Source organism: Nostoc sp. 106C (assembly GCF_002154725.1).
Lineage (GTDB): Bacteria > Cyanobacteriota > Cyanobacteriia > Cyanobacteriales > Nostocaceae > Aulosira.
The window spans coordinates 46,230-71,589 of sequence record NZ_MTAW01000082.1; the positions used below are offsets into that span (position 1 = coordinate 46,230).

The 25,360-nt window shown below is 41.7% G+C and carries 22 protein-coding genes, 2 pseudogenes and 1 CRISPR repeat array; of the genes and pseudogenes, 7 read left to right on the plus strand and 17 right to left on the minus strand.

Going from position 1 to position 25,360, the window contains the following annotated elements; genetic code table 11:
• Position 1: 1 nt before the first annotated feature.
• Positions 2 to 358: a helix-turn-helix domain-containing protein gene (locus BV375_RS08675; RefSeq protein WP_086759437.1), complete on the plus strand. Its 357-nt coding sequence runs from the start codon at positions 2 to 4 to the stop codon at positions 356 to 358.
• Positions 359 to 972: 614 nt separating this feature from the next.
• Positions 973 to 1,822: direct repeats of the CRISPR family, unit length 37 nt; unit sequence GTTTCAATCCCTAATAGGGATTAGATTTAATTGCAAT.
• A 435-nt stretch (positions 1,823 to 2,257) separates the two neighbouring features.
• Here BV375_RS08675 and BV375_RS08680 read toward each other — a convergent pair.
• The 11 genes and pseudogenes from BV375_RS08680 to BV375_RS08730 form a co-directional block, all read right to left on the minus strand.
• The gene (locus BV375_RS08680) at positions 2,258 to 2,656 is read right to left on the minus strand and encodes a hypothetical protein (RefSeq protein ID WP_086759439.1); all 399 of its coding nucleotides are present in this window, start codon (positions 2,654 to 2,656) and stop codon (positions 2,258 to 2,260) included.
• Positions 2,657 to 2,692: 36 nt separating this feature from the next.
• Positions 2,693 to 3,298: a VWA domain-containing protein gene (locus tag BV375_RS08685; protein WP_086759441.1), complete on the minus strand. Its 606-nt coding sequence runs from the start codon at positions 3,296 to 3,298 to the stop codon at positions 2,693 to 2,695.
• Positions 3,299 to 3,335: 37 nt separating this feature from the next.
• The gene (locus BV375_RS08690; RefSeq protein ID WP_086759443.1) at positions 3,336 to 3,941 is read right to left on the minus strand and encodes a VWA domain-containing protein; all 606 of its coding nucleotides are present in this window, start codon (positions 3,939 to 3,941) and stop codon (positions 3,336 to 3,338) included.
• A gap of 61 nt (positions 3,942 to 4,002) precedes the next feature.
• Positions 4,003 to 4,608, minus strand: coding sequence for a VWA domain-containing protein (locus BV375_RS08695; protein WP_086759445.1), 606 nt, complete (start codon positions 4,606 to 4,608; stop codon positions 4,003 to 4,005).
• A 155-nt stretch (positions 4,609 to 4,763) separates the two neighbouring features.
• Positions 4,764 to 5,441: pseudogene (locus BV375_RS08700) on the minus strand (Uma2 family endonuclease).
• A 148-nt stretch (positions 5,442 to 5,589) separates the two neighbouring features.
• The gene (locus BV375_RS08705) at positions 5,590 to 6,327 is read right to left on the minus strand and encodes a 2-phosphosulfolactate phosphatase family protein (protein WP_086759447.1); all 738 of its coding nucleotides are present in this window, start codon (positions 6,325 to 6,327) and stop codon (positions 5,590 to 5,592) included.
• 261 nt (positions 6,328 to 6,588) lie between these two features.
• The gene (locus tag BV375_RS08710; protein ID WP_208099087.1) at positions 6,589 to 7,173 is read right to left on the minus strand and encodes a cupredoxin domain-containing protein; all 585 of its coding nucleotides are present in this window, start codon (positions 7,171 to 7,173) and stop codon (positions 6,589 to 6,591) included.
• A gap of 13 nt (positions 7,174 to 7,186) precedes the next feature.
• Entirely contained in the window at positions 7,187 to 9,490 is a 2,304-nt protein-coding gene (locus BV375_RS08715; RefSeq protein WP_086759449.1) for a heavy metal translocating P-type ATPase, read from the minus strand.
• Positions 9,491 to 9,747: 257 nt separating this feature from the next.
• Positions 9,748 to 10,386: a histidine phosphatase family protein gene (locus tag BV375_RS08720; protein WP_086759451.1), complete on the minus strand. Its 639-nt coding sequence runs from the start codon at positions 10,384 to 10,386 to the stop codon at positions 9,748 to 9,750.
• A gap of 420 nt (positions 10,387 to 10,806) precedes the next feature.
• A complete protein-coding gene (fusA, locus tag BV375_RS08725; protein ID WP_086759453.1) occupies positions 10,807 to 12,819 on the minus strand; it encodes an elongation factor G in 2,013 nt (670 codons plus the stop codon).
• Between the two features lie 610 nt (positions 12,820 to 13,429).
• Entirely contained in the window at positions 13,430 to 14,398 is a 969-nt protein-coding gene (locus BV375_RS08730; RefSeq protein WP_086759455.1) for a TauD/TfdA family dioxygenase, read from the minus strand.
• Positions 14,399 to 14,607: 209 nt separating this feature from the next.
• On the opposite strand from BV375_RS08730, the gene BV375_RS35860 reads away from it, so the two are divergent.
• Entirely contained in the window at positions 14,608 to 14,760 is a 153-nt protein-coding gene (locus tag BV375_RS35860; RefSeq protein ID WP_208099089.1) for a hypothetical protein, read from the plus strand.
• A 95-nt stretch (positions 14,761 to 14,855) separates the two neighbouring features.
• Here BV375_RS35860 and cutA read toward each other — a convergent pair whose 3' ends face one another.
• The gene (gene cutA, locus BV375_RS08740) at positions 14,856 to 15,173 is read right to left on the minus strand and encodes a divalent-cation tolerance protein CutA (RefSeq protein ID WP_086759458.1); all 318 of its coding nucleotides are present in this window, start codon (positions 15,171 to 15,173) and stop codon (positions 14,856 to 14,858) included.
• A 21-nt stretch (positions 15,174 to 15,194) separates the two neighbouring features.
• Here cutA and BV375_RS08745 point away from each other — a divergent pair, with 21 nt between their 5' ends.
• Positions 15,195 to 15,617 (plus strand): GNAT family acetyltransferase, encoded by a 423-nt coding sequence (locus BV375_RS08745; protein WP_086759460.1) that lies wholly within the window; start codon positions 15,195 to 15,197, stop codon positions 15,615 to 15,617.
• Positions 15,618 to 15,665: 48 nt separating this feature from the next.
• On the opposite strand, the gene BV375_RS08750 is transcribed toward BV375_RS08745, so the two are convergent.
• From BV375_RS08750 to BV375_RS08760, 3 genes are all read right to left on the minus strand, one after another.
• Positions 15,666 to 16,667 (minus strand): aliphatic sulfonate ABC transporter substrate-binding protein, encoded by a 1,002-nt coding sequence (locus BV375_RS08750; RefSeq protein WP_086759463.1) that lies wholly within the window; start codon positions 16,665 to 16,667, stop codon positions 15,666 to 15,668.
• Positions 16,668 to 16,715: 48 nt separating this feature from the next.
• Positions 16,716 to 17,936 carry a glutathione S-transferase family protein gene (locus tag BV375_RS08755; protein WP_086759465.1) on the minus strand — a complete coding sequence of 407 codons (1,221 nt, stop codon included), beginning with the start codon at positions 17,934 to 17,936 and terminating at the stop codon, positions 16,716 to 16,718.
• A gap of 232 nt (positions 17,937 to 18,168) precedes the next feature.
• Positions 18,169 to 18,825 carry a class I SAM-dependent methyltransferase family protein gene (locus tag BV375_RS08760; RefSeq protein ID WP_086759467.1) on the minus strand — a complete coding sequence of 219 codons (657 nt, stop codon included), beginning with the start codon at positions 18,823 to 18,825 and terminating at the stop codon, positions 18,169 to 18,171.
• Between the two features lie 523 nt (positions 18,826 to 19,348).
• Here BV375_RS08760 and BV375_RS35870 point away from each other — a divergent pair.
• A pseudogene (locus tag BV375_RS35870) lies at positions 19,349 to 19,432 on the plus strand (IS1 family transposase); the annotation flags it as partial.
• Positions 19,433 to 19,571: 139 nt separating this feature from the next.
• Here BV375_RS35870 and BV375_RS08765 read toward each other — a convergent pair.
• Both BV375_RS08765 and BV375_RS08770 read right to left on the minus strand, forming a co-directional pair.
• Positions 19,572 to 21,296, minus strand: coding sequence for an ABC transporter ATP-binding protein (locus tag BV375_RS08765; RefSeq protein ID WP_086759469.1), 1,725 nt, complete (start codon positions 21,294 to 21,296; stop codon positions 19,572 to 19,574).
• Between the two features lie 83 nt (positions 21,297 to 21,379).
• A complete protein-coding gene (locus tag BV375_RS08770; protein WP_243713881.1) occupies positions 21,380 to 22,933 on the minus strand; it encodes an alpha/beta hydrolase in 1,554 nt (517 codons plus the stop codon).
• Positions 22,934 to 23,507: 574 nt separating this feature from the next.
• Here BV375_RS08770 and BV375_RS08775 point away from each other — a divergent pair.
• The 3 genes from BV375_RS08775 to BV375_RS08785 all read left to right on the plus strand — a co-directional run bounded on the left by BV375_RS08775 (position 23,508) and on the right by BV375_RS08785 (position 25,254).
• On the plus strand, positions 23,508 to 24,185 hold the full coding sequence (locus BV375_RS08775) for a hypothetical protein (RefSeq protein ID WP_086759472.1): 678 nt from the start codon (positions 23,508 to 23,510) through the stop codon (positions 24,183 to 24,185).
• Positions 24,186 to 24,288: 103 nt separating this feature from the next.
• Positions 24,289 to 24,501 (plus strand): bromodomain-containing protein, encoded by a 213-nt coding sequence (locus BV375_RS08780; RefSeq protein ID WP_086759474.1) that lies wholly within the window; start codon positions 24,289 to 24,291, stop codon positions 24,499 to 24,501.
• 342 nt (positions 24,502 to 24,843) lie between these two features.
• Complete coding sequence (locus tag BV375_RS08785; RefSeq protein WP_086759476.1) at positions 24,844 to 25,254, plus strand: hypothetical protein; 411 nt, start codon at positions 24,844 to 24,846, stop codon at positions 25,252 to 25,254.
• Positions 25,255 to 25,360: the final 106 nt, after the last annotated feature.

Here is a 25,360-nt window from a genome sequence, read left to right on the forward strand (position 1 = left end):
TATGGAAACTAAAGCGGAAAACTCTACCAGACTAACTTGCGAAGTAGAAATTACATTAGAGGTGATTGGTGGACGCTGGAAAGTTTTGATTATTAGAGAACTAATGTCAGATGTTAAACGCTTTGGTGAATTGCAGCGAGCCTTACCTGGAATTACCCAAAAGATGCTGACTCAGCAACTTAGGGAAATGGAGGATGATGGCATTATTCATCGCGAGGTTTATCCACAAATTCCCCCCAAAGTAGAATATTCACTAACACCTTTGGGGGAAAGCCTACAACCAATTCTCAATGCCATGCATGAATGGGCTGTGAAACATTTTTCTGAAATACGTCGCCATCGAATCGATGAACAGTAATAGTTAGTTCTAGCTGATTTAAGTAAGTTGCTGAGAAAAATTCAATGTATGTTAAGAAATATAAATTTGAAGTAGGGTGTATTATGCCGTAGGCTAACGCACCTTGAATCCTTGCTCTGCTCATGCGTCGGTGCGTTGCGCTGCGCGACAACACACCCTACATTTACATTCCTTAACATAGCTTTAACTGGACTTACCCCATACAAATGTACTAAAGCATCTGAAACATATACCAATTAAAGGTTTCAATTGTTGACTGAAAAAACTGTACCCATGTCTGAGCAATAGCCGTTTTGGTGATCGCGCAGAACATTGTAGATTCAATATGATTAGCGATCGCTTGTAGGCGTGAATGAAGCACATGGCTACAGAAATTTTACTCAGCAATTAAAACCCTTGGAATGCTAAGCTTTTGAGCCTATGTAGGTATATTTGCAGGGGGAAGTCCAGCTTTAAATATCAGCACCGACTTACTTATGACAATTGAAGGGTTCAGATACCCGACTTCTTGAAGAAGTCGGGTATCTTGGTGTTCACGAATAACTTATGATTGCTACAGGGATTTTAATTGATTGCAATTATAATTACTTTTTCCCAAAAATCAGGAATTCTAAGTTTCAATCCCTAATAGGGATTAGATTTAATTGCAATCTCTGAACACCCTGAACTGTTCATTGCGTTGTGGAATTCTAAGTTTCAATCCCTAATAGGGATTAGATTTAATTGCAATTCAGAATAATTTGGCGCAAAATAGGGATAAATTTTGTTTCAATCCCTAATAGGGATTAGATTTAATTGCAATCTTTCTGCGGCTTCGTTTACATAAACCATATCTGTAGTTTCAATCCCTAATAGGGATTAGATTTAATTGCAATTTTGCAGTATTACTCCTTGTTGAGAATAGCTTTATTTTGTGTTTCAATCCCTAATAGGGATTAGATTTAATTGCAATAACTGTTTTACGGGGAAGATGCTCGAATTATTGCGGTTTCAATCCCTAATAGGGATTAGATTTAATTGCAATGCATATTCTTCTTTACAAATTCTTCCGTCTGTAGCTGTAGTTTCAATCCCTAATAGGGATTAGATTTAATTGCAATATAGCGGGCAGTTGGTTTATTGGCGATCGCCGCTGGTTTCAATCCCTAATAGGGATTAGATTTAATTGCAATTTGGGTTTGAGCATGGCACTCACGAGCAAACACATTGGTTTCAATCCCTAATAGGGATTAGATTTAATTGCAATTTAAAAGTTTTAAATTCCATAATTAAGCTCCCCAGTTTCAATCCCTAATAGGGATTAGATTTAATTGCAATTGTTACTGGTGGCAGTGGGTATGAATGCACTTGTCCCGTTTCAATCCCTAATAGGGATTAGATTTAATTGCAATTTCCGTAGTAGAGGTTGAGCTACTTGTTAACTAGTTGTTTCAATCCCTAATAGGGATTAGATTTAATTGCAATAGCCCGGAGTTGAAAGCATGGATATATTTGGTTTTCAAGGTACAGTTGCGTCAACCTGCAATCAAAGTAACTTTTGGGGCATTGAGTTGTCAAGAGTGACATAAGAAAAATACACTCAAAAGCTTGTGTAGTAAGGGTTAGGGAGTTTGCGTCAACCTCCAACTCTATGGAAAATGCTTCAAAACCATAGGCAGTAAGCTTTTGGGGCGCAAAATTTGACTCTTGTTTTCAAACACCTACTGGTTGACGCCAGACTCAAACAAAAAAACTCTGGTATCGATTGGCATTTTGCCACCAACGAATTCAATTTATTGAAAAATTTGGCGTTGCTGAATTATGAGATGATCTAGCCCAATTTGGAACGAATTATCAATGGTTTCAACCGCAGATTCATCCCGTATTTATGCAACGCCAAAAATTTTTATCTTACATTTACTAACTATTGTGCAAATATTCAATCGCCGCTTCTAATTTTGAAGGATATCCTTCAGCAAATCTTTCAAACCACAGCCCTTCTGGTGAGAATGGATCTAATTTGGCTAGCCATTCTTTGGCCTGATTTTTTAAAGCTTCTCGTTGTTTTGCTTTGAGTTTTTCTTGGCGAATTCTTTCCTGTTCTAATTCTTGCTGTCGTTTTAACTCCTCAGCCATATCCTGTTCGACAAAATCAGCCTTAACTTCCTCCAAAAGGCTATCTATTAAAGAGGCTGCTTTTGGTAAGGGTTGGATGAATGGTTGAGCTAAGTTTGGCTGAGGTTGTGGCTGCGGCTGAGAGGGTTTTGCTTCTTCATATTCAGTTTTGAGTTCAGCTAACAGCTTATCAATGGCATCCATTGTTTCAGTCCTGTAAAGAAGATAGCTAGTGTTCTGCTAGTCATTAATGGCATTTAGCAAGACTTCCGATAGGCTCATATCTTCCATATCTTCCATTGTAATGGTGTCGCAAATATCAAACTTAGCACCAGCCCCTTGAAGTTCATCATCTAAGACTTTAAGAAAGCGAGTAGCTTGCGCATCATTACCAACTTGAATGAAGGAAATAGCTAGTTCTTCATCGCGATCCATGTGGCGGGAAGCTTCAATAATGACTTTCATTACTGCTTTGCGATCGTCTGGTTCACCATCGGTAACAACTAAAATTGTCTCACCATTCGGCTTATTTTGTTTAGCAGCCTTGCGTTGGAAGTAATCATCAGTTGCATGTTTTAGAACTCCTGCTAAATCGGTGCTTCCAGAAGGATCATTTTCTCGAAAAATCTGTGATACCTTAGCCGAAGTTACATTTTCATAGCGCTTGAATTTACCAGAAAATACATAAATAGTAATACCATCTGGGTCAAATTGTTCACACTTGCTAGCTAAGGCTAAGGTAGATTCCTGTGCGGCTACCCATCTGGTTCTACCACCTTTTTGATCTGGGGTAGCCATGCTGCCGCTTTTATCGATAATTAAGGTGTAATCACGATTCTCTAGCATTTCTAACTTCTCCAAGTATTTCGTAAAAACTTTTAAATTAGTCAGTTATCGCCTTGATTAATACATCAGTAAGGCTCATATCTTCTAATTCATCTAAAGTAATAGTGTCACAAATATCAAATTTAGCGCCAACACTTTGCAACTCATCATCTATAGCGTGGAGAAACTTTGTGGCTTTGGTATCAGCACCCACTTGAATAAGAGAAATTCTTAATTCTTGAGGATTGTCCAAACGTTGAGTGGCATTGATAATTACTTCAAATACAGCTTGGCGATCGCCTGGCGCACCATCAGTGACAACTAAAATCACTTCTCCTGCTGGCTTGGTTTTGCCATCTGCTTTGCGTTTAAAATAGTTATTAATTGCGTCTTGCAGTACACCAGCTAAGTTGGTTGTATCTCCAGGTATATTTTCTGTGAAAATCTGCTTAATTTTATCTACTGTGACATGATCGTAACGCTTAAATCCTTTAGCAAACAGATAAATCGTGATCCCATCCAGGTCAAACTCTTCACATCTAGCAGCTAAAGCAAATGTTGATTCTTGCAGTGCTGTCCATCTACTTCTGCCATTTTTTTGATCTGTAGTAGCCATACTGGCACTTTGATCAATAATTAAGGTATAATCACGATTTTCTAGCATCGATTAATTCCTCACAACTTGCTGATAATTAATTAAATAAAACTTACAGACTTAGTTACAATTAGTCAGTTATTGCATTCATTAAGACATCTGCAAGGCTCATTTCTTCTAAGTCGTCTAAAGTCACAGTGTCGCAGATATCAAATTTAGCGCCAACACTTTGCAACTGATCATCTAAAGCTTTGAGAAACTTAGTAGCTTGAGGATCTGAACCAACTTGAACAATAGAAATTCCTAATTCTTCATCCCGCTCCATTTGGCGGGTAGCATGAATAATTACTTCAAATACAGCTTTGCGATCGTCTGGTTCGCCATCAGTAATTACTAAAATTGTTTCACCATTGGTTTTGGTTTTACCCGCAGCTTTTCGTTTAAAGTAATTATTGAGTGCGTCTTGGAGTACACCTGCTAAATTGGTCGTCCCAGCAGGATCGTTTTCCTGAAAAATCTGCGCAACTTTAGCTGATGTTACATCATCGTAGCGCTTAAATCTCCCAGAAAATACGTAAACTGTAATCCCATCAGGATCAAACTGTTCGCACTTTCTCGCCAACGCTAGAGTAGATTCTTGTGCTATGTCCCATCTACTTCTCCCACCTGCTTGGTCAGGAGTGGACATACTGCCACTTTTATCAATAATTAATGTATAGTCACGGTCACTCATCATAGTATTCCTTTGATTGTTACCCTGTGGTTCTAGTCTAACCACCGGAATCGACGTTGATATAAGTATTCTCACCCGTATTGTTATATCTGCTACGGATTTGCTACTCAAATCAACCTATTTTAATACCGTTTTCAGTATTTGAGAGGCTGTTGCAATTATGAAGTAGTATTAAAAATTTGTTGTGCAGTCAGGTTGAGTTCTGGGAATGCAGTAGAAATAATGCGGTCATCACCCCTAAATTGAGTAACCTGGTATTCGTCATTAACTAGGTTATAAATTGATAAAGTTGGTTTCTTTGGGCTACCTATATGTTTAATCCCACCCAATCCAAGATAATCGACAATCCAATATTCAGGTATTTTAATTTCCTCATACTTGCCCATCTTTTTATAATAGTCATCACGCCAATTACTACTAACCCTTACGGGTTCGTCAGTTGCTTCAACGCGGCGGCACTTCCTTTAAGTCGGCGGAGCCGCCCAACGGAGTGCCTTGGGAACCCGCGCAACGCACTGACTCACTACTTCAACAACCAAAGGAATAGAAGCGCCACGCTGAACCGTAGAATATTTTGCCCAAAGTTCTTCTGATTTTAAAGCAGGCTTATTGAGGATTAATATGTCTGGAGAGTAAGTGGATTGGCTAGTCGCAGATTGTACCAACGCAGTTTTGGGAACTGAGTAAGGAAATTTTAAGCGTTTGATTTCCGCAGAAATTTCAATATTTAAAAATCCTGTAATATCTTCATGCTCTCCTGTTGGCTGTGACATTTCAACTATTGCTCCATTATGTAGCTCGTAACGTTTATTTGAATTTTCTGGAATCCATTCCAAAAATTATTTAATTGTTATTGGCTTGAATAATGCTTGACTCATAGCTTTTAATCATCTCTCGCAAAAATAGATTTAAGACTAAAATAAATTTAGAGACGTTGCAAGTAACGTCTCTAAAATTCAAAATTGGTATAGCTTTTAAATATAGTTAATGGTGAGGTTTAAGAACTCCTAGTTCTTGCTGTATGGGCAACACATCTAAAATATCGGTTTGAGAACAATATTTTAGATCTTCATAACATTCCAGGCGCAGCAAACGTTGGCCGTGACTGGCTTGGTGTAAAAGTCCTAACAAGTTATCTTGCCATTGAGAGTAAAGAGCGATCGCACTAATCACTTCATCATTCCCAGCTATTTCCTCAGGTGATAGTTGAGTATGTTGCAAAATACTATGGGCGATCGCACCTGCACATACTGTATCTTCTAGAGAAAAACTGCCTTCCCAACCCGAACCGACAATCCAGACAGTCTCCGGTTGCTTTTCAACAAGAAAGTTAACTACCGCAGCACGATTGATCAAAGCTGCTGCAAGTACAGTTGGCGAGTTTTGTACCCGTTGTAAGGCGCGAGTACCATTGGTAGTACTAATAAATAACCGCCGTCCCTGTACCAGTTCTGGTGTGCAATCAAGGGGCGAATTACCCAAGTCAAAGCCAGCTACTTTTGAACCACCGCGTTCTCCAGCTCGCAGCCGTTTAACAGGGGGCCATTGTTCGCTAACTTCGATGAGTTGATCTAAATCGCTGAACACTTGTACAGCTTCGCCCCCAGCTGCCAAAACTGTTGCCATTGTGCTAGTAGCTCGCAGAACATCCACTGCGATCGCACATGCTGGAGCTTGATCTGTTGGAGTTAATTCCGGGGTGTGATAAACGAATAGCTTCACGTTTTAGATAAGCCTGATCTAATGCTGCCGAGAAACATTTTAACCAGTTGATGCCATATAACGTAAGTAAAAATTCTCAACAGTTAAGAGTGAGGATGCTCTATGATGCTCTGATGCAGGGACAGAAAGACGCAGAGATTGATAATAGTTATGGGTTTGTCATTGGTCATTGGTCATTGGTCACTAGGCATTGAGGATTTTTTCTCCTGCTCCCTTTTCACCCCACCCTCTCCCACACTCCCTTGTCCCCCTTGTCCTTTTTCACCCCTGGCGGTCAAATTTTTTCATCGGAGCTGCCATCTGCCTTTCTTCGCTCAAATCAGCAGACTGAACTTCTATCACGCCTCGGAACATATTCATACCGCAGGTAAAACTATAAGTACCTGGATTATCGGGTGTAAACTCAATGGCTGTGACTTTGTTGAGTGGCAAATCTTGGGCGATGTGGAAATCTGGGAGCTTGATTTTTGCTAAACAATTGCTAGAGTCACGTCGCAGAAAATTCAGGCGGACTGGCTGCTTCGCATTAACTACAACTCGGCTCGGTTCATAGCCGCCATCTACGGTAATGCTCACCTCTTGAATACCGTGATAAGCTTGTGCTGTTTGGGATTTGGGTTTGCTCAACAGAAACCACCATAACTCCAAGCCAATTAATGCCAAGCCGCCAACTGTAACTGCACCTTTAATTGCTAGTGGTTGTTCAATAGGTTGAAATTGTGTCCTTGGTGATTTTTCTGAGGCTGGCATTTCATGAGTCATGTCTGCTACTGCTGTACCTGAAGCTACGCCAAACAGCAATCCCAAGCTAACTATACTGCGGAGAATTACTTTGCAACTCAACATTTTCATCTCCTTGTTATAAAACTGTTTTTGCTTGGAAATTACGCAGACGCAGAGCGTTTGTAACCACAGAAACCGAACTAAAAGCCATTGCTGCACCTGCAACGATTGGGTTTAGCAACCAACCAAAGATAGGGAAAAGAATACCAGCAGCAATCGGAATACCAAGAACGTTGTAAATAAAGGCGAAGAATAAATTTTGGCGGATATTGCGAATTGTGGCGCGGCTGAGTTGAATGGCTGTGACAATACCTTGTAAATCGCCAGATATCAGCGTAATATCACTAGCTGCGATCGCAACATCTGTGCCAGTCCCAATTGCGATCCCTACATCGGCTTGTGCTAAAGCTGGTGCATCATTTATCCCATCACCAACCATCGCGACAATTTTAGATTTTGAAGCGGAAATTTTCCTCTGCTCCCCTGCTCCTCTGCTCCCTTGCTTTTCTTCTTGCAAAGACTTAATCACCGCCGCCTTTTGATCGGGGCGGACTTCTGCTAAGACGCGCTTGATCCCAACTTCACGGGCGATGGATTCTGCGGTAGGGCGATTATCCCCCGTCAGCATCACCACCTCTAAACCGAGTTTTTGCAATGCTCTTACTGCTTGTGCGGAAGTGGGTTTAATCGCATCAGAAATTCCCATTAATCCTTTGATTTCGCCATCAACTGCCAGCCAAATTGCAGTTTTACCCAAATATTCTAAACGCTGTTTATCTTTTTCTAATTCTTGGGTGTTAATGCTTAATTCTGCCATCCAGCGTTGTGTACCGATTTGCACTAGGCGCTCTTGAATAATACCTTGCACACCACTACCCGCGACTGCTTCAAAGTCTTTAACTTCTGCTAATCCCACTTCTTGAGATTGAGCATATCTCACAACCGCCTCTGCTAGTGGATGTTCAGAATTGCGTTCCACAGATGCGGCTAGTTGTAGTAGTTTGATTTCGTTACCATTAGCAGTGCCGTTGACTGTGACAAAATCCGTGACTGTTGGTTTACCTTGGGTAATCGTTCCTGTTTTGTCTAAGACGATGGTTTGAATTTTGTGTGCTAGTTCTAGGCTTTCGGCTCCCTTAATTAAAATGCTGTTTTCTGCACCTTTCCCTGTTCCTACCATCACCGAAGTTGGTGTGGCTAAACCTAAAGCACAAGGACAAGCGATAATTAGTACCCCAACTGTAGCAATCAGCGCTAAGGTGGGATTGCCCATGAAGTTGAACCAGATGATAAAAGTAAAAAGAGCGATCGCAATTACTACAGGTACAAACCATGCCGTTACTCGATCTGCTAACCGTTGAATTGGGGGTTTAGAACCTTGCGCCTGTTGCACTAGTTGGACAATCTGCGCCAATACGGTATCTTTGCCAACTCGCGTCGCCCGGAATTGAAAACTTCCAGTTTTGTTAATGGTAGCTCCAATTACTTCATCTCCTACTTGCTTTTTGACTGGTACACTTTCCCCTGTCACCATTGCTTCGTCAACTGTGGATGTCCCCTCAATCAATTCTCCATCTACAGGAATCTTCTCCCCAGGACGAACCAGCACCACATCACCAATTTGCACTTCTGCAATTGGCACATCTACCTCGAGTCCGTTGCGAATTAGCCGCGCAGTTCTGGCTTGTAAGCCGATTAGTTGGCGAATAGCCGCCGAGGTTTGCCCTCTGGCACGATTTTCTAGCCATCTTCCTAAAAGAAGTAAGACAATAATCACAACAGCGGCTTCATAATATACATCCGGCATCAATCCTTGAGCAATCAAGAACCCAGGGAACACAGTCACCGCAAGCGAATAGATATATGCTGCTCCCGTGCCTAGAGAAACTAGCGTATCCATTGTTGCAGTGTGGCGTTTAAAAGCTTTCCAGGCATTTTTATAGAAATCAGCACCGCACCAAAACAACACCGGAGTTGTCAGTAGCAATTGCACCCAAGGATTATGCAACCATGTAGGAATCAAAGGTAAATCTAACCCGGTCATCATCGGTAACGAACCGATTACTAACACAACACCAATCACCGCACCCACAGCAACTTTCTGTAGCAGGTGGCGGGACTCTCGTAAACGAGCCGTTTTCTCCCCATCGTCTTCTTCGGCTAACTCTTGAAGCGGATAAGCAGAGTAACCGGCTGCATCCACTGCATCTTGGATAGCTTGTAAATCAGTTTTTCTGGGGTCATACTCTACTGTGGCTTGCTCTGCCCCAAAATTCACACTGCATTGATTGACACCAGAGACAGAACGAATTGCATCTTCAACACCTCTAGCACAGGAGGCACAACTCATGCCGCGCAGTTTGAGTGTGGCATTCTCCATATAATTCCTCCAACTACCAAATGGAGTTTACAACTGATTCCATCTTGAATCCTCCAGTGCTCTGGAGAGTCAAGGGGTTGTAATGAAGAATTTTTTCGAGGCACACACTATAAATACTTATGAGCAGAAATATCTTGAGTGTTGAACTGGGGATTGAGGATAATGCGATCGGTGTTATGACTAGGTGAATTGCACCAATTGAAAACTTCCGCAGATATCATGTCAATAGTTTCTTGACAAACTACTAGTAGGGACTATTATGTTCCCGGACGAGAGCGAATACGATCGGGTATATGATGGCGATCGCCTAATATTTCTAACAAAGGACCATTAACATCAAATTTAACCATACTTACCGACGCGACCAAAATATTCACCCGGTAACGATAGCGTCCCAAATCAATTCCCAGTAAACTGCAAAGCATAATCCGAATCGTGGCTTTATGGGAAACTACTAAGACATTACCTTGGGGATATTTTTCTTGAATTTCAGCAATTACAGGCATAGAACGGTTAGCAATATCTACCGCAGTTTCTCCACCTATTGGTGCATTCCAAGCGGGTTCTGTCAACCATTTTACATAGTTGTCTGGGTAATTCTCTTGGACAAACGATTTACTCTTAGTTTCCCATTCGCCGTAACTACCTTCTCTAAGCCCATCACGCAACTGCATATCCATACCGATAGCATCACAAAATGGCTTGGCAGTTGCAATTGTGCGCTTCATTGGGCTAACATAAACTGCTTCCCACTTCAATTTTTGATAAACATTGGCAAAACTCTCTGCCATTTGCATCCCTTCCGAGGTCAACTCCGCATCAGTTCCACCGCAGAAATTACCACTTTGACTAAACGTAGTTTCTCCGTGTCGCAATAAATATAAATTGAGTGTCATAGCTTGTATCGCGATTGGGATAAGGAGTTTGTGCAAAAATAAAATAGCATTAATTTTGCAATCGAATCTGTGACCCCATGACAAAGTAATCAACCAAAAAAGTCAATCAACCACAAACTTTTGAACTCGAAGACAAAAGTAGTGGTTTCAGCAATGATAAAGCGATGCCTTCGGCAAGGTCTTCGACGAACGCAGAAATTTTATGTCTACTGAAAGTACTTGTTTTGTTAACCAAAGTACTTGTGTGTACATTCTAGTCTTTTGAAGGCAATACTGTTCAAATAAGCCTTTTTTCTCTCCCTCAGTTTCAAGAGCTTCAAAAGCTTGCTCATGTGTATCAACTTTAAAGCAAAACCGTATGATGCGTTCAGTATTTAACAAGAGGATAGATCCAACGATCTACCCTCTTGTGATTTTCAACTATTGGCTACTAGCTTGTCTGTAACAGGCAAATTCCATTGTGAAAGTTGCCATCCCCGCAGTTTGCGATCGCAAGTCTGTAGAATAGCCAAACATGCGTGTTAGGGGTACTTCCGCCCGAATCACTGAGTATGCTTGCATGGTTTGGGAACCCAATAGCAAACCCCGACGGGAGGAGATATCACCTTGCACTCTACCCAGATACTCGTTGGGTGTTTCCACCTCTACCAGCATAATTGGTTCGAGGATGTAGGCATTGGCTTTAGCGATCGCACTTGAGAGTGCTTGATGAGCTGCTGCACGGAATGCCAATTCTGAAGAGTCAATTGGGTGATAGGAACCCCCTTCGAGAACGACTTTTACCCCAGTAACGGGATAACCTTCCAAAGGGCCTGATTGCATCGCTTCGCGGAAACCTTTTTCGCAAGCAGGAATATACTCTTTGGGAATTGCACCCCCAACTACCTTACTTTCAAAGACAAATGGTTCGTCTGTAGGTTCAATCCACCCACTAACATGGGCATATTGACCCGATCCTCCGGTTTGTTTTTTAAGTCGGTAATCGAAGTGCGCTTTTTGCCCAATCGTTTCTCGATATGCCACTGCTGGTGTACCAACGTATACCTCGGTGTTATATTCCCGTTGAATGCGCTCCAAGTAGATTTCTAGATGAAGTTCACCCATACCAGAAATCAAAGTTGCCCCTGATTCTTGGTCAATGCTCAATTTGAAGGTTGGATCTTCTTTTTGAAAGCGGTTAAGGGCTTTGGAAAGGCGATCGCTATCTTCTTGTTTTTTAGGTGTCACAGCCAGTGTAATTACTGGGTCTGGTACAAACATTTTTTCCAAAGATACCAATGGTTCCCCACTACAAAATGTATCCCCAGAAGCACAATCTACACCCAACAGCGCCACAATATCCCCAGCCTCGGCAACTTTTACCTCTTCTCGCTTATTGGCGTGAATTCGCACCAACCGACCAATTTGCACTCGTTGTCCGGTACGGGAATTGTAGACAGTATCACCTTGTTTTAATGTCCCCGAATAAATTCGAGTGTAGGTTAACTGCCCAAAGGATTCCACAGTGAGTTTGAATGCCAAAGCCACTAAGGGATCTTCAGGATTGGGGTAAAGGCTAACAAACTCTACAGTTTTGACAATTTCCCTATCTATAGGCGATGGAAGGTAAAGAGCGATCGCATCTAACAAGTTCTGCACTCCTTTGTTTTTGAATGCCGAACCTAGCAATACTGGTGTTAGTTGCAGGCTCAAGGTAGCTTGACGGATGGTTTGCCAAATCAATTCTCTTGGAACTTCCTCATTTGCTAGTAGCAGTTCGGTCATTCTTTCTGAGAACAACGACAAAGCATCAAGCATTTTGTCTCGTGCTTGTTGTGCTTCCTCCACAAGTGCGTCAGGAATTAATTTTTTCACCATATATTCTCCGTTTTCACCCTCAAAGTAGCAAGCTTCCATTTCTATGAGGTCAATCACCCCCTGAAATTGGTCTTCGCTACCGATAGGGTATTGGAGTAACAAGGTATTCAACTGCAAGCGATCGCGCATTGCTTGCACGACGCGAAACGGATTGGCTCCTACACGATCCATTTTGTTGATGAATGCTAAACGCGGTACGCGATATCGCTTCATCTGGCGATCCACCGTGATCGACTGGGACTGTACACCCGCCACGGCACACAGCACCATTACGGCTCCATCCAATACCCGTAGAGCACGCTCAACTTCAATCGTAAAATCTACGTGTCCTGGTGTATCAATTAAGTTAATTTGTGTATCATGCCACTGACAGGTGGTAGCAGCGGAAGTGATGGTTATACCATGTAATTTTTCCTCTGGCATAAAGTCCATCGTTGCACCCTTGCCGCCTCCCCGTACTTCCTCAATTGCATGGATTCTGCCTGTGTAGAAGAGAATTCGCTCTGATAGCGTAGTTTTACCAGAGTCGATGTGAGCAGAAATACCAATATTCCGGATGCGTTCTCGGGGAACCATAATGACTTCCTTGATTATTGAAGCAACAAACAGTTACTGCCTGAGCAGTAACATTATCCATATTACAATTGTAATACAAATTGATTTATTGTCCAATAGCTATGCTTTGAGCAATGAGTCGAATCGTGCTATTGAATAACATGAAATCGAGAAGTCATGATAGATTTTATGAGTCAAGCAGACTACAAAAAGCTTTTCCACCTTGGTTTAGAGACGCTTATCTCAGTAGGGTATAAAAAATCGCTGAAACGGAATGCGGGTTATCTTTAATCTCTTAAAGGCTATCGCCGTCCTGTTATACCAATTCACGAAATTATTGATACAAATTACTTCCTCTGCTCCTCTGTTTCCTCTGCTCCCTCTGCTAGCCGATATGTATCATTTTTAAAGTGAAATGGTATTAGCTCGACTTTATCCATTGCCTGTGCCTCCTAAGCTGCTAAACTGGGTTGCAAAATAGCAGCCCAGTTTAAAACTATACGCCTTATGTGAATTAAAAATACCCAAGCGGTAGCAAGGGTTTCAAGCTGTGGTTTAGCCAAGATGTTTAGCTATGTTGACGTATTTACGCCTTTCCAGACTCCAACTCACATAAGCCGTACTATATAAGTTACGAAAGCACGGGTTCAGCTTCTCGGTGTTCGGCTTTCTTCTTCAATACGGTTGGTAATTCGCTAGTTAAAGGCTCACCTTCTACTACTTGCGATCTAAAGCCATCAGGGCCGACAGGAATATCACCAGTAATGGTGGTGCGATAAAGTACGCGCTCAACTTCTATATGATCTAGATCCTGAGGGGCTAAATGTGCGGTGGCACGGTTGTCCCAGAAGGCAATATCACCGTTATTCCAGCGGAAGCGAGTAATGTAGGCTGGCTTGGTGATTTGATTGAAGAATAACTCCAGCAGTAAGTCACTTTCTTGTGGCGATACGTCGAGAATATGCGAGGTGAAGCCAGGGTTCACAAACAATGCACGTTCGCCTGTCTCTGGATGCACCCGCACAACTGGGTGAATAGAAACCTGGGGATTGGCGGCGATGCGCTGTGCAAGCTTACTGTTGCTAGATAAGCGTAAACGCGCATTGAAGCGATGTTCTGCTTTTAATGTGTCTGCTAGCGCCCGCAGAGGTGCTGATAGACCCTCGTAAGCTGCAACTAAATTAGTCCACTGTGTATCACCACCAAAGCTGGGGACGTTAACTGCGCGCAAAATAGATCCCGCAGGTGGGTTAACAACTGCTGTAACATCGGTGTGCCAACGGTTCTCGTAGCTAGCACGACGCAGACCATTTTTTCGTTCGTAGCGGCTGCGGTCAATTGGTAATATTTCTGCAAAGCCTTCAATTGGTTCATCCTCGTGGGGATGTGCATAGGTCACTTCGCCAAAACGAGATGTGAATGCAATCTGTGCCGCATGGTCAATGTTCTGATTGCGAAAGAAGATGACTTTCCACTTCAACAGTGCTTGGCGAATTTCGGCTACTGCTTCATCGGATAGAGGACGGGAAAGGTCTACACTGTCGATTTCCGCACCGATGAAACCGGCTACTGGTTTGACTTCAATATGCTTGTTGCTCATTTAATAAATTCTCCAGCGTTTTACCTGGGCGGTATTCGCACTTGTTTACTTCTTGGGTGTTGATATTAAGTGCAAGCGATCGCTTCTGTAATTATAATACACTAAATCGATAGATTTACCGTATTATAAAATAATCCAACGCAGTGATTTCCGGCAGTTCTGGATTCAGCATCCTGGATGACCTGTCCCCACTTAGTTTAGAGTTCACCATGTCAAAACCACGTTATGGTATTTGGGCACCTGTTGGTGGTAACTTTGGCCCTCTAGATACTGAAGAAGAACCTGTTGATGCGAGTTACGAGCGATCGCGATCGCCTGGGGATTGCTTCGGGATTGCTATCTTTATCACGTACCTGCGGTAATACCGTAGGCGTTTCCCTAATTGGTGCAGTATTTGGCGGCTTAATCGCCAATGTTGCTGCTGGTGCAGATGTATCTGTCAGCAACGCCCCATTTTTTAATCTGAATAACGTATGGGAACTTCAGCATTCAACCAGGCTAAAAATTTTTCATTAATATTAGTAGGTGATATTTCGGCAATGAAGTTAGTGTAATTAATGTGCTGGCTAATTAATTTTTCAATCTCATGATGATAACCTGCTTGAGTTTTGATAATAAGCACTACTTCTGGCTCTTCTGTAATTTCTCCTTGCCATATATAAGCGCAGGTAATCGGAAACCAATTGACGCAAACAGCAAGTTTCTCTTCTAACAAAGCACGACCGATTTGGCGGGCTTCATCTGTATTATTCAAGGTGATGTAATATAGTTTCATAGAATTTTTTTTTACTATAATATGCAAAACATAAATTTATTGCTGCGACCCTATCAAGAGCAAGATGAAGAACAAGTAATTAATTTGTGGTATCGTTGCAATTTAGTAATGCCTTGGAATGACCCAAAACAAGATATTCGTCTCAAATTACAAGTACAATCAGAATTATTTCTTGTTGGTTTGATTGCAGCTAAAGTTGTTGCTACTATCATGGTAGGGTATGAAGGACATCGTGGTTGGTTCAACTATTTAGCTGTAGCACCAGAGTATCAACGACAAGGTATTGGTAAGTATATGGTTGAGCAAGCAACTATGAAACTCAAATCTCTAAATTGTCCAAAAATAAACATCCAGGTACGTAATTCAAATATAGATGTTATTCAGTTCTACGACCATCTAGGATTCAAAATAGATGATGTTATTAGTATGGGTAAACGTTTGTGAATATTGCCAAAATTCTGTTTGATCAAGGGCTAACCTATCATCAGCTAACTAAGGTTTCCAAATAGCATCTTTGACTTGAAAGGTTTTAGGAATTAGCTTTTGACTGTAGAACAAATCAACTACTTGCTGTTGTTCAGCGATATATTCATCCTTCATCTCGAAAACACCAAAGTACGGACGGCGCTTTAATGAAAATTCCAAAACCTCTGGCTTATATTTGGTTTGTTCTGCGAGTAGTTTGGCAACTTCACCAGGATTAGCCTTGGCCCAATCTTCTACTTTACTCTGTTCTTCTAAAACGATTTTGACTAAATTGGGATGATCTTTGGCAAAATTTTGTGTAGCGATATAAAAGGCGCGTTGAGGTGCGACATCAGAACCTCTAACTAACACATGTATACTATCATTTAACTCTTTGGAGGCGAGATAGGGATCGCCAATAGGCAAGGCATCTACATTACCACCTTCAAAAGCTGTGGTGCTATCGGGAATTTTTAAGTAAATAGGTTGAATATCATTCAGCGTTAGTTTGGCACTTTCTAAGGCTTTGAGAACAAAGTATTGTAGTGCGGTTCCTTTTTGAATCGCTAATTTTTTCCCTTTTAAATCCGCAAGGGTTTTAATAGGAGAATCTTTAGGGACGATAATAGCCTGAGCGCCTGCATTTGAACCCGTCGCCGCCACATAGACAATAGGATTACCACCAGCTTGAGCAAATACAGGTGGTAAATTGCCCACGTTGCCGATATCAACACTACCAGCTGCCATTGCTTCCATCATGGGTGGCCCTCCTTGGAAGGATATCCATTTAACTTGGATACCTTCTGGCGCAAGCCGTTTTTCCAACAATCCCTGTGCTTTCAGCAAATTCAGTCCAGGTGTACCGCTTTGATGACCGATATTAATCACCTTTATCTGTGAAGCATCAGAGGTTTGTGCAACCTCAGAAACGTTCCTTTGTGAAGTATGGGAACTACAGCCAGCTAGGGTTAGAAGCCAGGTTAATAAACAAGTGGCGATCGCAACTAAAATATAACGACGGGTTTTCATATTTGCAGTTGGAAAGGTGACTGGCTATCAACCTGTCACCAATAAACATTAATAGAGAGATGCCAAAACTTGATCGGCGGCGGCGCGGAATGCAGTTGCAGCACCAGCACTCATATCTCGTGGCGCACAGATGCGATTTCTCACATAGGCAAGTGTAATCGCGCCAATTGCAGCTATCTTGGAATCGATACTATCCTTACCACCTGTGCGTCCACCTGGTAGAGGTGCGCCGTTACCATTGATTAAGTAGTCAGCTAGTAATCTCAGGTGTAAATCAACCACTTCTTGAACTGTGGAAACGTCACCATCTACAGCTAAAGCTTGTACACCAGAGTTTTTTAAAATATCTGCGATCGCATTTTCTCGATTATCACTCAATCTCTCCGCCGCTTCTGCACGAAACTGGATGGCTTCGCTTTCTGCTGAATCGAGGGGTAAAGGATTCCCAATTGGTTCTACACCCCATCTGCGGCGCAGAAGTAAATTGTTGGTGATATTATCCGATTTCACCCGATGATAAGCTGGGCGTTGATTTAGAGCTTCAAACCAAGCATTGATTCGTGGATAGCGGGGATTACCTTTGATGTGATAGCGCCGATAAACAGGTAAATTAGCCGCTAACCTATCAAGATGAGGACTGTATAGGATATCTACCAGGCTAAAACTGCTTAAGAAATAGGGGCCAGGATATTTACCTAAACTTTGCTCTAGCTCATCTAATTTCACTTCAAACTCTGTTTGTAAATTAGCTAATTCATTAGCATCTGTAACTTTTTCTCGGAGGAATTTATAAGCAATATCTCTAAAGCCGTTAGTTTCTGATTCTTCTACCCATTGTCTTGCAACAGCGTTTTCTTCCGGGTTTTCTGGAAGTAAGGCTGGTGTAGGAAATCGTTCTTCTAAAGCTAAGAGAATATCTTTAGATTCATACACCAACTGACCCTCAATTTTTGCAGCAGGTACAAGGGTAGTCGGAACTAAATCAGTGTACCATTTAGGCTTGTTGCTCAAATCGATAAACTCAGTTTCAAAGGGAATTTCCTTTTCTTCTAGAGCAAACCAAACTCTCTCACAAAAAGGACACCAAGAATTAGTATCTCGATATAACAAAATTGATGGTTTAGTGTCTGGGGGAAGTTTATGCAGACTACTAGGTATAGGTGCAGTAGATGGAGATTGTCCTGGTCTGCGTACTCTGCGCGCTGAAGTATTTTGCCGAGCGATTTCTAGCAGTTGTTCCCAATTAGTTACAGCGTCTTGAATAGACATTTTTGACACCTATTTGAAAAAAGTATGCCGGATGAAACTGAAAAATTTAAGTGGAGCAGTTCTATAAGATTAGGGACAAGGAGAGAAGTCTCTTGCGAGGCTTCCTCCGTACACCGAAGGGGTTGCCGCAGGCATCAGAACTTCGGAGGGACAAGTATTTTTAGATCCTCAATAGATTTGGGATGAGAGAAACTCAAAGTTCAAAATCCCAAATCTTGAATTTCAAATTGTATTACCTGGCTTTATTGGGAATACCAGAAAATACGAATAACTGTTGCTCTTTCGGTGCAGATAAATTTTCACCAAGGTAACGGTTAATACCTACACCCATGTCTCCAGTAGCGGTGAGTTTAAACTTCACTTCCTCAAATTGAGATGCTTGCAGCACTTTCCGCACAGTCTCCGAGTAGGGAATACCGTTAGAGTGTCCGCGAGTCCAGATAACAAAAGCACCTTGCTTACTCACAAAACTCAAGTTATCTAGCAAGCGTTTGAGTTCAGATTCATCAGCCAGATTACCAAACACACCACAGACAATCACAATATCTGCGGGTACTGCACCAACATAGTTGGCGGAGATAGTTGCATCTCCATTGATAAATTCTATTTGCTTTGCTAAACCCAATGATTCTATAGTTGCTTTTCCACGTTCAACTAAATTGGGGTTTAGCTCAACAAGTCTTGCATATACATCTTGGGAGCGGGGGTGATTTGCTAAGGTTCCGAGTAAATCTCTTCCATCACCAGCGCAAACACTAACTACACGGATTCTTCCTGCTGGAGATGCATCCAAGCTGTAGGTTATGTATTCCCGCACGATTTCTAGGCGCTGTTGTAATTTTGGTTCCGTATTATAGAGATCGTGCCATTCAAACCAATCTTTTGGCATAAGGGTTGATTCCCATTCCTTGCAAACTGTGAATAACTACGGTAAATCTATCGATTAACAGTATTTTGCAATGAAGGCACAGTATCATATAAGCAATTGCAAAATCAAGTCTGCTGGCAATACTCCTCGTTCAACATATTTAGAAACGTATATTTATATTCAACAGACTCAATAAGAAAATCTCTTACAGGACTTACGCAAGCAAAATTTGTCATTGCGACCGAGATTGCCACGCTCCGCTCGCAACAGGCTCCGTGTAGGGAAGCAATCCTAGAATTTCAGGCGATTACGCCGCTACCCTACTCTTCGAGAACGGCTTTGCCGAACGGGAACGACTTCGTCGAACGCTCGTAATGACGGAATTCCGTGACTTTTGCGTAAGTCCTATCTTAAAAAATAGTTTTTAAGTAAGTAGGCAGGCACGAATAAATCCAACTATGTAACAGAATGTAAATTACTCAAAACCCTTGCGATTGCTACCATGCGGGTTCGCTGAAAGCGTTCTCGTAAGAGTAGCCACTACTCTAGACAAAACACAATTTGGTTATGGACAGCAGCAAACCACTTCCGTCAAGGAATTTTAGCTTGGGTTTTAGCAGACCATAGTGCTGAAACATTTAAACATTTGAGCAGGGGTTGAAAGCAGCCGATGAGCCAAAGCAATAGCCGCGATCGCTTTGGCCACAACACAAATCGAAAGATATCCCAATCACGGCACTTATACCCTGTCGCCAACTGCCAAATGACTAACTAAACTGTTGAGCATAAAACCTTGCATAACGTCCTTGAAGCGCTAAAAGTTCTTCATGGGTTCCTGATTCCACAATTTGTCCCTGTTCTAGAACTAAAATGCGATCGCATCTTCTTACTGTACTTAAACGGTGAGCAATAATTAGTACTGTGCGACCTTGCATCAGTCTTTCCAAGGCTTCCTGTACTAGTGCTTCTGACTCGGAATCTAAAGCCGATGTCGCCTCATCCAAAATCAATATTTGTGGGTTAAGGAGAACAGCACGAGCGATCGCAATTCTTTGCCTTTGTCCCCCTGATAAATTTACCCCACGCTCGCCTACCCAAGTATTATAACCCTCAGGTAGCTGGCTAATAAACTGATGGGCGTTAGCAATTTTTGCCGCATCTTCCACTGCTGACATTTCAAAGGAGTCTTGTCCAAAAGCGATATTTTGGGCAATTGTTCCAGAAAACATGATGGTTTCTTGGGGAACAATGCCAATTTGTCGCCGCAGGCTATGAAGTGTGACATCTCGAATATCCACACCATCAATTAGGATTTGACCAGATACAGGGTCGTAAAAGCGGGGAAGGAGATTCACAAATGTGGTTTTACCAGCACCAGAAGCACCGACAAGAGCGATCGCTTCTCCTGGTAATGCTAACAAACTGATATCTTTTAATACAGGTTCACCAGGTTTGTAGGCAAAAGCAACATGGTCATACTCCACCTTACCTTGTACAGGGGGAAGAACTATGGCATTTGGCTTTTCTAATACCGTCGGTTGAATTGCCAATAATTCAAAAACTCGGTCAACGGATGCTTCGCCTTGCTTAAATTCGTTGTAGTTATTAGTAGTGTGTCCAATCGGGTCAATTAATAACGCCGCCGCCGTCAGGTAGCTGAAAAACTCCCCCACCGTTAAGTTGCGTTGAGAAATTTGCCACCCTCCCACCATTAATAGTGATAAAGCACTCACAGCTTCTAAGAATCCCACGATAGGGATTTGAATCGCTTTGAGTCGTTCTGCTGAGTATTTGGCTTTGAGACTGCGTTCTGCTTCCCGGCTAAACCTAGCAATTTCGTAGTTTTCCGCAGCAAAAGCTTGTACTAAACGAATCCCACTAAAAACTTCTGTAAGTATGGCAGATAAAGTTGAGACACGATTTTGACTGCGACGAGAATACTTCTGTAACCGTTCGCCAAACCAGCCAATTAAAATCCCCATTAGCGGCGCAACAATCACCGTTGCTAGCGTCAGCTGCCAATTCAGGCAAATCATGTAGATAGGAATTGCTAGCAGCTGCAAAACACAAGGAATAAAATCGTGAAATATTTTATTGACTACTTCTCCAACCCTGTCAATATCCTCAGTCAAACGGTAAGATAAATCACCTGCTTTTGCTGTTTCAAAATAGCTGAGATTAAGTTTTTGTAAGTGTGCATAGACTTGCTTGCGGAGATTAAAAGCTACTCTTAAAGCAGCTTGCGCCATATATATATCTTGTACAGACTGAAAAAAGCCGCGGACAAGAAATACTACAGCGCAGATTCCAGCTATTTGCGCGATCGCTACTACATTACCGTCTCCAAAGGGAACTGCCAATTTACCTGCGAGATTAATTAGCGTTAATGTAGCCAGCACATATCCTAAAATGCCAATAAATCCCTTAGCGATGGTTTGCCACTGGGGTCGGATATAAGGTAGCAGTTGCCAATAATTAGATCGCGTTTTCAAGCTGTCACATCCACAATAATCTTTCCTTTGTCTGACGCTATCAGTTTTTGTGGAGTTTCTGAAGTCAAATTTAATTATCAAGGCTATTTTGCGATCGCCAAAGACTGAATAATGTCAAGGTTGAGACTAGGCTGACTGATAAATTTAGCATAAGCTGTACTCAAGTAAGGACGATATTCAGCTTGATTAGCAATATAAGTTTGCATGAAAGCAACACTCAAAGCACTCAGATAAATACGGGCATTTTCTGGGCTAGGCCCAATTAAAGCAGATGATATTGTCCCAAAGTTGTAATTACTAATATCACCTAACGTTGATAAGTGTGTTCCTTGTTCCATCATCACCAGATATTTATCCGCAGTCTTCAGCCAAGTAAAAGGACGAATTTGCTCTGTATCTGCCGGAGCAATAAAATCATTACCACCAGCAATTAACATTACAGGTGCTTGAATTTGACTCAATCCGCTTTGTCCCAACAGACTGCTAATTAAAGGATTGACAGCAATCACAGCTTTGATACGTTTGTCTTGTAAAGAGTAGGTTCCTGGCAATAACTCCGTCGTTTTACACTGAACCAACAGCGGCAAATTCCAGATTTCATGACTATTTTGGCAAGCTTGGCTCAGTTGTTCAAAGTTAATTGTTGCTCCTGCTAAAGCCAAAGCTGTATAACCACCCGCAGACTGACCTATGACTCCAACTCTTTGCAAAGCAAGCTGACTCAGCATTGGGTCGGATTTTTGACGACGTTCTAATTCATCTAGCAAATACTTCACATCTAAGGGTTGATTAATAGACTCTCTGGTTTCAGGAGGCGGAGCCAAGCCTGCAAAGTATTGTTGAAATCTTTGGCGACTAATGCCAGGATGTTCCAACACAGCCGTTGCAAAGCCATAAGAAGCAAGATGTTGAGCAAGATATGCAAAGGTTGTGCGGTCAGAAAATGCACCGTGAGAAATCACTACTAAGGGAATTAATTTGTTAGTAGCAGCTTGAGGTAAATAAATATCACTGACAAATTGCCGGGAGCGAGATGCATCATTTAAGGAGAGCGTGATTTTCTGCCAATTCAACGGCCCAAGCTGTCGCAAATCTGGTCGTTGGGAAAAGCCTACAGTTACAGCAGTGGCTGTTGCTGCTTGCTTTTTAATTCCTGAAACAGCCGCTTTCTGTTGTTTCAAACGGTTGGAAAAGTTTTTAGCTAATGTTAGCCCTTTGTTTAGATTTAGCTTCAGGCTCTGGCTAGGGAATCGATGCAATACATCAAGAACAGTCATCCCTTCTGGGTTAGTAGCAGCTAAAATTAGAGCAGAACGCAACGCATAAAATCCATTTTGATTACCTTCTGTTTCTACCAGTTCCCCTAATTGACGAATTATTTCTTCTCCTAAAGGTGAGTAGGTAAATTGAGAAATCATTACCGGACTGATTTGAAAGTGTTGCTGGAGTAAAGAACGTAGCAGCGCTAATTGTTGGGGATTAGCAAATTTAGCATAAAATGCAAATTCACTATCAATTTTTCCTTGTTTGGCAAATACTTCTAATGCATCAGCCGAAAGATAGAATTCTCCAAAAGGTGCAAAGGAAAATGTAATACGTTCTGCTCCTAATGTGGGCAGGTTAATCAATATAGCCAAAATCAAGTTATAAAATGTAACTTGACAGATTGATTTTAAATTTAGTATTTTTAGGCTGCTATGTAATGGTTTAGCTAAAAATATTTTGAATTTCCACATAATTTAATTGAATTGCTGACAACACCAAGCTAATAGACTGTACTTGAGAGTGTTGAGTTCTAGTTTCTATAAGTCAGCACCAAAAAATTTGTGTAGTGCGATCGCATCTAGTAGGCAAAGAGAATAGGGTCATGCATGGTTAAGATGACCATCAACCCCTGCAACTGAGGTACTGCAAATGCAACCTTCCTTCATTAAGCGATCGCCAATCTTTTCTAGGATGGGTTGAGACATTCAGGATCAGCTGAAACGTTCTTGAATAGGTGAGTTGACACTCTCGTGTATAAAGCTTTCATAACTTACCCGAAAATTTGGGTATGTTTGGGGATTCTTATTTATCTAAAAATAGTACAATTGTTCTAGTGAGAAAGTTTATTTCCCAACGTCCACCAACTTGAGTGCGATCGCCTTCTAGGAAGAATCCAAGGCGATGGATTTGTTGTGCATATTGGGAATTTTTTAGGAGGTCAACATTATGATCGCACAAGTGCAGAGTGTAATTCCAACGCAGGTTGACTCTAAAGCCATTACAAAATCAGAGTTTGAGCAACACGCCCAAGAAAAAGCCAATGCCTTCAAAAGTGTTAGTGGAGAAAAATTTTCCTTACTTTCGCTGGCTGATGTTACCAAAACAATATTACATCATGCGTTTTGGTTAGCCGAACAAAAACAGCAGCTATCACTCAAGCAGTACAAAAAGCTACTTGTTGAACGAGGCTGGAGGGGTGAAGAAAAAAGATATCTGAAGATTGCAGCGGTATTTGGTGAGTTTTCGCCTCAAGATTTAGCACAAATTGAACCCTTGACTGTATATCAGCTAGCAAATAACAGTAATAAATACAAGCAAGTCATAGATGCTCTTTTAGATCTGAGCAGCATTACCCAAGAAGCTGTGCGTTCTTTAGTCAAAGAACATCGTGCTCCCAAAGCAGCAAAACCAGAAAAACCTAGTATTTGGCGGCGGACAAAGAATGGTGGAAGATATTGCCAAATCCCCGCCATTCATGAAGAAGATGAGCGCACAGGGGTAACATTGCAACGCATGATGGATACAGAGGGTTTGAGCGCACAGCAAATTGTAGCAGAAGCTATAGCCCTGCGACAGGCATATCAGGAAGGGCGGCTAGCTTTGGTCAACGAAGACAAAAATTGACCTAAATTGATGTGGCTTCGACTTATGGTAGAAGCACAATGTTTGTTTCATCCCTACTATTAAGACCGTAGAAATAAATAGCAGTCTAACTGCTGTGTAACTTATGGACTTTAAATACAGATGGAAAAATGGTGCTCCACCAAGTCGAGATGAAGCAGCACGGACTCGGCATTTACTTGATGAGAGTCAGTTTGAAAATGAGCAAGACCGTAGCCTAGCGGAGGAAATGGCAAGAAAACATTTAAACGTACCTCTAACAACTCAAGATGAAGACCGTTCTGTATTGCCTCAAGCTGCTCCCCCCGATCAGAAGTAGAAGTAGCGTTTATCTGCTTTGATCGGCGGTTAATTATTCATGATTAACTCCCCTCATCCTTTTACGCCCCTAGTATAGGTGGACTGGCTTTGGGGGGAAACTTTTGCTTGATAGATTATCTAAATGCGATCGCTTAAATAAGCGTAACAGTAGCGCTATCTGCGGTTCGTAAATGTACGTGATTTTTATACTGAAAGTTTATAGATTTTGCTGAAGAATTCATCTCAACATTTTGGACAATTTTGCGAATTTTTTAAGAAATACCATGTTTTTCAGAAAAATGAATAAGTAATCGTAATCCCGTTAATTTGCTCGAATAGTTGCGCTGTTAATATCTACACTATGAACATCGATCGATTGCAGGAACTCAAGCAAAAACTGACGAGTGTTGCAGACTTGTCCCAGATCTGGTTATTTTATATGGATAATTTTGCCGATCATCCGGAGTTTACTGATATGGGTGAGCCTACCCATAATGAATATCTAGATACTGTAATCAACAAGACTTGTCACCAAATCTTTGGCAGGGCGATAAAAATTACTGACTTTTTTTCGATTTACATTGCAAAGTATCATTTTTTTCATGGGCCTTTCCAAGCTGAACGGCGTATTGGGGGTGTGATTTATTTCGAGGATATCAAAATTGGGTTAATTGCAGTTTCGGCAGATTATCCTCCTACCGATGTGGTTAAGTATTCACGTTTTTCTGAAGTGCTTCAATTGCCAACGCCTAATCGCAACGATCTCAATTGAGAAGAGGGCCACGCAAAGGAACTCTCCAGAAATCTGAGCGCATTCATGAAGTATTAGGCTTAGTCTTTGTTAGGTTTCTTCACTTCAACAAAACCTACGAGCGATC

What these genes read in the sequence shown, in the direction of transcription:
- BV375_RS08675 (WP_086759437.1), top strand. Translation starts at nt 2, where the DNA reads ATGGAAACTAAAGCGGAAAACTCTACCAGACTAACTTGCGAAGTAGAA.
- BV375_RS08680 (WP_086759439.1), bottom strand. Translation starts at nt 2,656, where the DNA reads ATGGATGCCATTGATAAGCTGTTAGCTGAACTCAAAACTGAATATGAA.
- BV375_RS08685 (WP_086759441.1), bottom strand. Translation starts at nt 3,298, where the DNA reads ATGCTAGAGAATCGTGATTACACCTTAATTATCGATAAAAGCGGCAGC.
- BV375_RS08690 (WP_086759443.1), bottom strand. Translation starts at nt 3,941, where the DNA reads ATGCTAGAAAATCGTGATTATACCTTAATTATTGATCAAAGTGCCAGT.
- BV375_RS08695 (WP_086759445.1), bottom strand. Translation starts at nt 4,608, where the DNA reads ATGATGAGTGACCGTGACTATACATTAATTATTGATAAAAGTGGCAGT.
- BV375_RS08710 (WP_208099087.1), bottom strand. Translation starts at nt 7,173, where the DNA reads ATGTTGAGTTGCAAAGTAATTCTCCGCAGTATAGTTAGCTTGGGATTG.
- BV375_RS08715 (WP_086759449.1), bottom strand. Translation starts at nt 9,490, where the DNA reads ATGGAGAATGCCACACTCAAACTGCGCGGCATGAGTTGTGCCTCCTGT.
- BV375_RS08720 (WP_086759451.1), bottom strand. Translation starts at nt 10,386, where the DNA reads ATGACACTCAATTTATATTTATTGCGACACGGAGAAACTACGTTTAGT.
- fusA (WP_086759453.1), bottom strand. Translation starts at nt 12,819, where the DNA reads ATGGTTCCCCGAGAACGCATCCGGAATATTGGTATTTCTGCTCACATC.
- BV375_RS08730 (WP_086759455.1), bottom strand. Translation starts at nt 14,398, where the DNA reads ATGAGCAACAAGCATATTGAAGTCAAACCAGTAGCCGGTTTCATCGGT.
- BV375_RS35860 (WP_208099089.1), top strand. Translation starts at nt 14,608, where the DNA reads ATGTCAAAACCACGTTATGGTATTTGGGCACCTGTTGGTGGTAACTTT.
- cutA (WP_086759458.1), bottom strand. Translation starts at nt 15,173, where the DNA reads ATGAAACTATATTACATCACCTTGAATAATACAGATGAAGCCCGCCAA.
- BV375_RS08745 (WP_086759460.1), top strand. Translation starts at nt 15,195, where the DNA reads ATGCAAAACATAAATTTATTGCTGCGACCCTATCAAGAGCAAGATGAA.
- BV375_RS08750 (WP_086759463.1), bottom strand. Translation starts at nt 16,667, where the DNA reads ATGAAAACCCGTCGTTATATTTTAGTTGCGATCGCCACTTGTTTATTA.
- BV375_RS08755 (WP_086759465.1), bottom strand. Translation starts at nt 17,936, where the DNA reads ATGTCTATTCAAGACGCTGTAACTAATTGGGAACAACTGCTAGAAATC.
- BV375_RS08760 (WP_086759467.1), bottom strand. Translation starts at nt 18,825, where the DNA reads ATGCCAAAAGATTGGTTTGAATGGCACGATCTCTATAATACGGAACCA.
- BV375_RS08775 (WP_086759472.1), top strand. Translation starts at nt 23,508, where the DNA reads ATGATCGCACAAGTGCAGAGTGTAATTCCAACGCAGGTTGACTCTAAA.
- BV375_RS08780 (WP_086759474.1), top strand. Translation starts at nt 24,289, where the DNA reads ATGGACTTTAAATACAGATGGAAAAATGGTGCTCCACCAAGTCGAGAT.
- BV375_RS08785 (WP_086759476.1), top strand. Translation starts at nt 24,844, where the DNA reads ATGAACATCGATCGATTGCAGGAACTCAAGCAAAAACTGACGAGTGTT.